9 protein-coding genes and 4 pseudogenes are annotated in these 7590 nt (G+C 38.3%); 3 read left to right on the plus strand and 10 right to left on the minus strand.

The window, feature by feature from the left end:
- Nucleotides 1-355 precede the first annotated feature (355 nt).
- Nucleotides 356-1687: a flagellin N-terminal helical domain-containing protein gene (locus ACTQ1L_RS14035; protein WP_441367802.1), complete on the minus strand. Its 1332-nt coding sequence runs from the start codon at nucleotides 1685-1687 to the stop codon at nucleotides 356-358.
- A 171-nt stretch (nucleotides 1688-1858) separates the two neighbouring features.
- The gene (locus tag ACTQ1L_RS14040) at nucleotides 1859-2128 is read right to left on the minus strand and encodes a carbon storage regulator (protein ID WP_015515813.1); all 270 of its coding nucleotides are present in this window, start codon (nucleotides 2126-2128) and stop codon (nucleotides 1859-1861) included.
- Between the two features lie 451 nt (nucleotides 2129-2579).
- Between ACTQ1L_RS14040 and ACTQ1L_RS14045 the strand changes: the two genes are divergently transcribed.
- Complete coding sequence (locus ACTQ1L_RS14045; RefSeq protein ID WP_441367804.1) at nucleotides 2580-3158, plus strand: tyrosine-type recombinase/integrase; 579 nt, start codon at nucleotides 2580-2582, stop codon at nucleotides 3156-3158.
- Between the two features lie 75 nt (nucleotides 3159-3233).
- Here ACTQ1L_RS14045 and ACTQ1L_RS14050 read toward each other — a convergent pair.
- The 3 genes and pseudogenes from ACTQ1L_RS14050 to ACTQ1L_RS14060 form a co-directional block, all read right to left on the minus strand.
- Nucleotides 3234-3538 (minus strand): annotated as a pseudogene (locus ACTQ1L_RS14050) (hypothetical protein).
- Nucleotides 3453-3651: pseudogene (locus ACTQ1L_RS14055) on the minus strand (YaiI/YqxD family protein); the annotation flags it as partial. The pseudogenes ACTQ1L_RS14050 and ACTQ1L_RS14055, both read right to left, overlap by 86 nt.
- Before the next feature lie 43 nt (nucleotides 3652-3694).
- Entirely contained in the window at nucleotides 3695-3949 is a 255-nt protein-coding gene (locus ACTQ1L_RS14060) for a hypothetical protein (protein ID WP_441367806.1), read from the minus strand.
- A 256-nt stretch (nucleotides 3950-4205) separates the two neighbouring features.
- Here ACTQ1L_RS14060 and ACTQ1L_RS14065 point away from each other — a divergent pair, with 256 nt between their 5' ends.
- Both ACTQ1L_RS14065 and ACTQ1L_RS14070 read left to right on the plus strand, forming a co-directional pair.
- The gene (locus ACTQ1L_RS14065) at nucleotides 4206-4820 is read left to right on the plus strand and encodes a DUF6088 family protein (protein ID WP_441367808.1); all 615 of its coding nucleotides are present in this window, start codon (nucleotides 4206-4208) and stop codon (nucleotides 4818-4820) included.
- Nucleotides 4817-5077 (plus strand): annotated as a pseudogene (locus ACTQ1L_RS14070) (nucleotidyl transferase AbiEii/AbiGii toxin family protein); the annotation flags it as partial. The gene ACTQ1L_RS14065 and the pseudogene ACTQ1L_RS14070, both read left to right, overlap by 4 nt.
- Here ACTQ1L_RS14070 and ACTQ1L_RS14075 read toward each other — a convergent pair.
- The 5 genes and pseudogenes from ACTQ1L_RS14075 to ACTQ1L_RS14095 form a co-directional block, all read right to left on the minus strand.
- Nucleotides 5074-5253 (minus strand): annotated as a pseudogene (locus ACTQ1L_RS14075) (VOC family protein); the annotation flags it as partial. The pseudogenes ACTQ1L_RS14070 and ACTQ1L_RS14075 sit on opposite strands and share 4 nt — an antisense overlap.
- Nucleotides 5250-5660: a peptide deformylase gene (locus tag ACTQ1L_RS14080; protein WP_015515775.1), complete on the minus strand. Its 411-nt coding sequence runs from the start codon at nucleotides 5658-5660 to the stop codon at nucleotides 5250-5252. The pseudogene ACTQ1L_RS14075 and the gene ACTQ1L_RS14080, both read right to left, overlap by 4 nt.
- Nucleotides 5661-5976: 316 nt before the next feature.
- A complete protein-coding gene (locus ACTQ1L_RS14085; protein ID WP_441367810.1) occupies nucleotides 5977-6570 on the minus strand; it encodes a type IV toxin-antitoxin system AbiEi family antitoxin domain-containing protein in 594 nt (197 codons plus the stop codon).
- Between the two features lie 272 nt (nucleotides 6571-6842).
- Nucleotides 6843-7061 carry an aspartate dehydrogenase gene (locus tag ACTQ1L_RS14090; RefSeq protein ID WP_441367812.1) on the minus strand — a complete coding sequence of 73 codons (219 nt, stop codon included), beginning with the start codon at nucleotides 7059-7061 and terminating at the stop codon, nucleotides 6843-6845.
- Nucleotides 7062-7207: 146 nt separating this feature from the next.
- Entirely contained in the window at nucleotides 7208-7486 is a 279-nt protein-coding gene (locus ACTQ1L_RS14095) for a hypothetical protein (RefSeq protein ID WP_441367814.1), read from the minus strand.
- Nucleotides 7487-7590 lie beyond the last annotated feature (104 nt).

The raw sequence follows: 7590 nt of genomic DNA on the forward strand, positions 1-7590 counted from the left end.
AAATCAACTTGATACAAAAAGTAATATGTTTTTGTATCAAGTTTTAAAAATGAATAAGCTTATTATAATTTTTTTAGGAAAAATTTAGGCTACTATGCAGATAAATACTTACCCTGTCTCTCGCCCACATTTTATCTTATAAGCATATGTCGGAGGTATATCATGAAAATAACTGCTTTATTTATGCGCTCACTGACTTGAAATTTATTTGAATTCGTTTCAGGATATCCTCAACAGACGGCAGTTTATTTTGTTCTTCATAATACAGATTGTATACAACATCATAATAATTTGGCGCAACAAAAAGAGCTCTTTCGAGCTCTTCTTGTTTTGTACAACATTAAATTGTATATGATTACTGTAAGAGTGAAAGTACACCCTGGTTTGACTGATTAGCCTGTGCAAGCATAGACTGTCCAGCCTGAGCAAGAATGTTGTTCTTGCTGTAGTTAACCATCTCTTCAGCCATATCTGTATCACGGATACGAGACTCAGCTGATGTGGTGTTCTCACTTACGTTATCAAGGTTGTTGATTGTATGCTCAAGTCTGTTCTGTACGGCACCAAGTGATGAACGCTGTGAAGATACCTTCGCAATAGCATCTGAGATAGTGTCAATTGCTTTTGTTGCAGATTTTTCTGTCTTAACATCTAATCCCTTTACACCAATACCTTTAGCACTCATAGATTCAATTGTAACAGAAATTTTGTTTTCAGCTGAAGAATCAGCTCCTACATGTAAACTGAAATTCAGAGCCTTTGCACCTTGAGTAAATGTTAAACTTCCATCAGAGCCTACATTTGCATATACATCAACGCTATCATCAGCATTGAGACCATTTAAGCTTCCGGTATAATCCCCAGCCAATGTAACTCCTGTTATAGTACCATTTTTTAGGGTTTTACTAATAGATGTTGTAGCTCCAACAGTTCCTTTTACTCCTGTTAGACCATAATCCGTACCCAACTGGGCATTTGTAACTCCAGTATGTTTATTTCCATCTGCATCAATAACTTCGTATTCTTGGTCGCCAGCATCAGATGTTCCTGCCTTTGTTATTGTTACGGACATAGCTTTTAAGGCGTCCGAATCTTTATTATTTGTAATTGTCGCAACAGCTGTGTTACTAGATTTTGCTCCAACCGTACCCAATGTGATTTTATCACCATCAGTAATTGTTTTTGCTGCACTTGCTGTCAAAGTCAATCCATTGTAGTTTCCAATTACATTAGTATTTGCATATGTTTTTGTATTTCCATTAGAACCATCACTACCTTTAAGAAGATATGTCTCATTGAACTTTGTTGTCTCAGAAACACGATCTATTTCTGTTGCAAGCTGGTCAACCTCGTCCTGAATAGCTTTTCTGTCTGTCTCAGAGTTTGTACCATTTGCTGACTGAACTGCAAGCTCGTTCATACGCTGGAGCATTGAGTGAACCTCTGTGAGGGCACCTTCTGCTGTCTGTACTGCTGAAACACCGTCCTGAGCATTTGTTGAAGCGCGGTCTAATCCACGAATCTGCTTTCTCATCTTCTCAGAAATTGTAAGTCCTGCTGCATCATCTGCTGCACGGTTGATTCTGTAACCTGATGAGAGCTTCTCTGTAGATTTAGCCTGCTGACCTGTTGTTACGTTGAGCATTCTGTTGGCATTCATAGCCTGCATGTTGTGTTGTACTACCATAATATAATCCTCCTTGTCCCATATTCATGGGTTATTATGTTTGACCTCTGGAAATCCTTTTCCCGAGGGTTTTGCAGCTGCTTTGTGCTTATTTTTATTTAAGCAGTTGCGGTTTTCTATAACAAGCGGCTTCCCGGGTGTGGCTTGCGCCACAGCCGCCTATTAACATGGTTAGTTGCTTTGCGTCTTTTTCTGACGCGCTTTTTCCTTCCAGATGATGCGCTGTATTTCTTTTTGTGCCTCATTGGAAATCTCAGGGTCGGGATAATATGTATCTTTTCGCTTCGCCGGGTCCGGTTCGTTGTTGGATCTTGCGATATTCAGTTCTTTTGGAGCATCTATCAGTAATCGACAGTGCTTTCCGGTTCCACCCGCGAACACGATTCGGATATCATCTCCGATATTTACATATTGCCCTTCCTTTAATGATAATTTGAGCATTTTCTACCTCCATGCACTAGGGAATAGCTTTGTCCATGCTTTTCCGAATTATGTAACATTTTATAGTAAAATGTTACATTTTTTCGCAGATTAATAAGGGGTCAAAACAGAAGTTGATTAAATAACATCAAATATTTATTCCGATTTAGTCATATTTCATCGAAAATTTCTTTATCTTTCACGTGATATAGTTAAATCCCGTGAAATTAATTAAAAATAATAGAAAAATGTAAAGAAAATTTTTTAAAAAATTTTTTTCTTGGGGTTAAGTTCTAAAAATGGTGTCCGATATAGTAGGTGTAAAGCAAAAAATGTAACATTTTACTATAAAATGTTGCATTTTTTGCTTTTTGTAATTACTATTATTTTGTTGTGGATTTTGGATATTCTGGGGAAGAGTCTGTCGCGCGGCATATGCCTGATAATATTTTCTACTACAAAGGAGTATTCAATGGGAACTACACAGCCAATCCGAAATAAGGATGAACTGGCGGCTTTCAGGATGTACTATAAAGATATCCATCCAAACCGCCGCAATTACTGTTTAATTGTTATGGGATTAAACACAGCACTAAGAATCAGTGACCTGCTTAAATTGAAGTGGGATAACGTATACAATTTCGAGCACCATGTATTTCGCTCTCATTTTCTTATCAACGAGCAAAAGACCGGCAAGAATAACTATGTCACTCTAAACTGCAATGCCACCGATGCTCTCCGGGAATATTTCAACGAACGGCATCCGACTGAACATGAGTTTATTTTTACAAAGGCCACCTGCAGGAGGCAACCAATAACCAGAGTTCAGGCATACCGGATTGTAAGGACTGCTGCCGAGGAGACAGTTCAGGATGAACATATTAGCTGTCACTCTCTGAGAAAGACATTTGGATATCACGCCTGGAAGAACGGCACACCACCTGCTCTGCTGATGGATGTCTACAATCACTCGTCCTATAAAGTCACGCAGCATTATCTGGGTATTGAGCAGGATGAACGTGATGAGATTTATATGAATCTTGAACTATAAAAAATGATTAAAAAACAAACAGCCAGTGTTTCTCTATTTCAGAAACACTGGCTGTTCTGTTAGTCCGTTGTAAAACTATATAGTCGCTGCGATATCCTTCTCATCCGGATGTCCCTTTGATACCCCGCCAATCAGCTTGAACGGACCAAACGTATCAAATCCCTTGCATGAAAACCTTCCAACAATGTTGTCATGTTTGTATGCTATCACCTGCTCAATTGACTTAAAGACAGGTCTTTCTCTACCGTCTGTGTCGCATCTATCAGCTCGACATCGTTTGTCTTTGCTATCTCGTCAATTATCTTTTTTGTGTTTCCATGATGCACTGATGCATATACTGTTGCTGTCTTCCTCTGTGCGCTTTTTCGGTCCTTTGATATGATTCTTATGTGAGCTTCGTCTGGCTTTCTTGTTAAGGTGTCTCTCCATAATCCTGCGATACAACGATATCTCCCCTGTGGCAGAGGCTTATAAGCTTGTAATCCACTGCTTCTACAAATATTTGCATTTTTTCCAGCCTCTTCAATTAAACGAGATTATTTATCCAGATACATGAACATGTTTATCTGGCCATCACAATCATCTTTTGTCTCATTATATTTTAATGTCTCATCCCAGTAATCAAACATGCTTATCTGGCCTGGGCATCCGCTTTCATCCACGTTTTCAGGCCTATCAGTTTTCTGTGTCTGTTCTTCATAATCAAACAGGCTTATCTGACCATCACACTCATAATGCTCCATTAAAGGATTTTTGTATGCCGGTTTTATCTCCGATTCATCGCTTTTCATAATCTCTTATCCTCTGTTTTATTCCGCACCTGTATTTTTTAACTTTTCCACTATTTGTATGCATAAATATATAATACTGATTTATTGAATTTACTGCAACACAATCTTGAAAGTTTATGTAATGTATTTCGGTAACAAAGGTATTCCGTCAACTAAATAATTTTTTATTTCTTGCAAATATATAAATAATAAACCATACGTAATTGCAAAATTGCAACGAATAATATACAATATTCGTTGCAAAGGAGGTTTTTATATGTCAAAAAGCTATATGCAGGAAATTAAAAGTCGAATCCTGGATTCCGAAGATGGCTCGGTTTTTTCCACTTCTGATTTTGCGGATATCGCTGATACCAACACGGTTCGTTCAGCATTATATCGCCTTGTTAAGGATAATATTCTTCGCAGAATTATAAATGGAATTTATGAAAAACCAAAATACAGTAAATTACTCGATGAATATGTAGCTGCTGATCCTGCTGCCGTTGCACAGGCATTAGCCCGCAGTTATCATTGGACCATCGCTCCATGCGGGAACACTGCCCTTAATTTACTTGGACTTTCCACTCAGGTAGCGGCGGTCTGGTCCTATATCAGTGACGGACCTTATAAAACCTATGAATGGAATTCTACAAAGCTCGAATTCAAACACCGAACTAATAAAGAAATTACCGGTCTGTCCCGTATGACAAGTCTGGTAATTCAGGCATTGAAAACATTAGGGAAAAAAAATGTAACCCCGGAAGTTATCCAGACTCTTTCAACAAAACTCTCTTTATCCGAAAAACAGGCTTGTCTGAAAGAAGCAACGGAATCCACCGACTGGGTTTATGATACAATACGACAAATATGCGGAGGTAATACACTATGAGAAAAATTGCATGTCTGTCAGATGATGACAGAAGAGAGCTTTTCCGAAATACCGCTGATAAAATTGGCTTAAATGATGCTATTGTAGAAAAAGACTTCTGGGTATGCTTTACCCTGGATTATTTATTTCACCGCTGTCCATGGAAAGACTCCATCACTTTTAAGGGTGGAACAAGCCTTTCAAAAGCATTTAATCTGATCAGCCGTTTTTCAGAAGACATTGATTTAATCCTTGACTGGCGCATACTGGGTTATGGAATAGTCTGTATCTGCATGCTTTCCTTCCATATTCTGGCATCCTGCAATACCAGGCCCTCCGACATTATTACATTACCTTCCTGTCTCGAAATCACATTAAGGCCAAACAGTTCGTTATAGAAGTGGACTGACTCTTCGATATTGTCCACTACTATTAATATGTTCTTTAGCTTCATATGACCACCCCATTACAATGGTCCACCTCATGCTGAATTATCTGTGCTGTCCAACCTGTGTATTTGCCATGTTTCTTTTTGAAATTCTGGTCGAGATAATCCACTTCAATCTCTTTATATCTTGTGCATGGTCTCACACCATCCAGCGAAAGACAGCCTTCCTCCGTCTGAAAAGCTCCTGATTTTCCGGTAATCACCGGATTAATCATGGCAAACTGGAATGGTCCGGCCGCAACCACTATGATATTCTTTTTCACGCCAATCATGTTAGCTGCCATTCCAACACAATGGTCAAGATTTGCTCTCAATGTGTCAAGTAAATCCGTAACCACCTGTTTATCATCTTCTGTAGCATCCACTGATTTCTGTGCAAGAAACAGTGGATCACGCATTATCTTCTTTACCATTATTTACTTCCTGTTATACCTTTCTTCTTAATTTCTTGTCCAATTAATAAATGCAAATACAATGAGAATGATAACGCCCAATAACTCATTAAAAACTCCAACCGCTGCGGCCGCATCTTCCCTGTTTTCCATCATGCGGAAATCCTTCATTTCCACCGTATCCATCGTATGGCATATAAATATACCTCCATTTCACAAGCTATTACATAGCTTTACACATATCCTCTATACTGTTCTCTAATTAGTGCTTGCGCAACTTCACTATTCCCGCCGAACATGTTTTTTACTTTGTCTTTAAGTTGTTTCGCTGTATGAATCATACCATTACCTCCACATACATCATCACTTCATCCCTTACTCCAAGTTTAACCGCATACTCAATCAATCTTGATAGATTCTTTTCCTTCGAGGACATATATTCCTTGATTGCTGTCTGATATAACTGAATTTCATATTTCTTTCGATCTTTAATCAAATCACAAATACATCTTTCCTTGTCATATACTTTAACCAAATTACCGCTGCTTGACGGGATTTCACAGGTCCCCAAATCAAGAATCTCTGGGTTTGCATAACGAACTTCTTTGTTTTTCTTTTTGATATGTGAAGCATTATATCCGGTAGGAACAGTGAAACAAATATGACTGTATTCTCTGTCGATAAGACCATGCAAATAAAGGGCGGTCTCGCCCGAATAAATAATATTCTTATTTCGTTGCTGAAGTACAAACAACTCATCTGGCCACACATCATCTAAAATATAAATGCCATGTGCCACTTTTTCCATGTCATGCTCTCTGACGTATTTTGAGACAGATGGCTTTGATACACCTGATTCAATGGCCTTCGATGTAATCAAATATCCATTGTCTTTTTCAATTAGCGATTCCAAAATATCTGATGTTGACATAGTTGGCCTCCTTATCCTTGATATTTACTTTTGTGCTTAAATTTTATTATATTTAAGTGTAAAAGTAAATATAATCCTTATATGCTTGCAGAAGTAAAAGATAACATAACCGAATAATTTCTCAAATAGCTACAGTCTGATTTACATTTTGTATTTCAGGAAACTGCCTCTGGCAACACACTTATCCTTTTAATGTCTCTATGCTTTGTTTTTTACCTCCGCAGGAACTTTGTATACTATACGTTTTTCTAACATGACTTCAAATACCTCGTTTAATATTCCTTCTCTATCTCTCCATCTATTCCATACATTTTCTTGAATGCATCAAGGTCTGCCCAGTTCTTAATCAGCATAACTTCTTCTATCTTACCTGTATGAATGTTCTTAAAGCCTGCAACCTGCTCACCATTACATATGCTCGCTTTGATTACCGGTTTCTTATTTTCTTTATCATATGCCTTTGTAACTGTCTTTTTCTTAAATAGTCCCACTCTGACCACCTTCTTTTGAATTTGCCATCATTATCATCCCAGCTGTAGCCCTCGCCACAGCCGCATCTTCCCTGTTTTCCATCATGTGGAAAGCTTTCATCTCCACCGTATCCATCCTATGGCATATCAGTACACCTCCAACTATTTTACCAGTCCTCATCATCGTCATCAATAGCATCATCTACACCGGCAGCATAATCATCATCGCTGTCGTATCTGTCATCATCATAGTCTCCATCCATATAAACATCATCATAACCATCATCATATGAATCATGATAATATTTCTTTGAACCGGAGCTGCTGCTTGAAGAGCTTCCTGAATATGTAGAGCTGCTACCGGAATTGCTATAGCTGTTCGTACTGCTGCCCGAAGAATTTGTACTGCTTTCTGATGAACTACTACTATTATATTTTCGGCTCAATCACAAAACTTATGGGATTTAGGATTCCTCACATAATCAACTCTGCTCATATCAATGAGTTTTAAAAAGAAATACTCATCGTCAGGATACCCATACCCCTGCCG

It is taken from the genome of Agathobacter sp. LCP21S3_B2 (assembly GCF_052118705.1).
Classification (GTDB): Bacteria; Bacillota; Clostridia; order Lachnospirales; family Lachnospiraceae; genus Roseburia.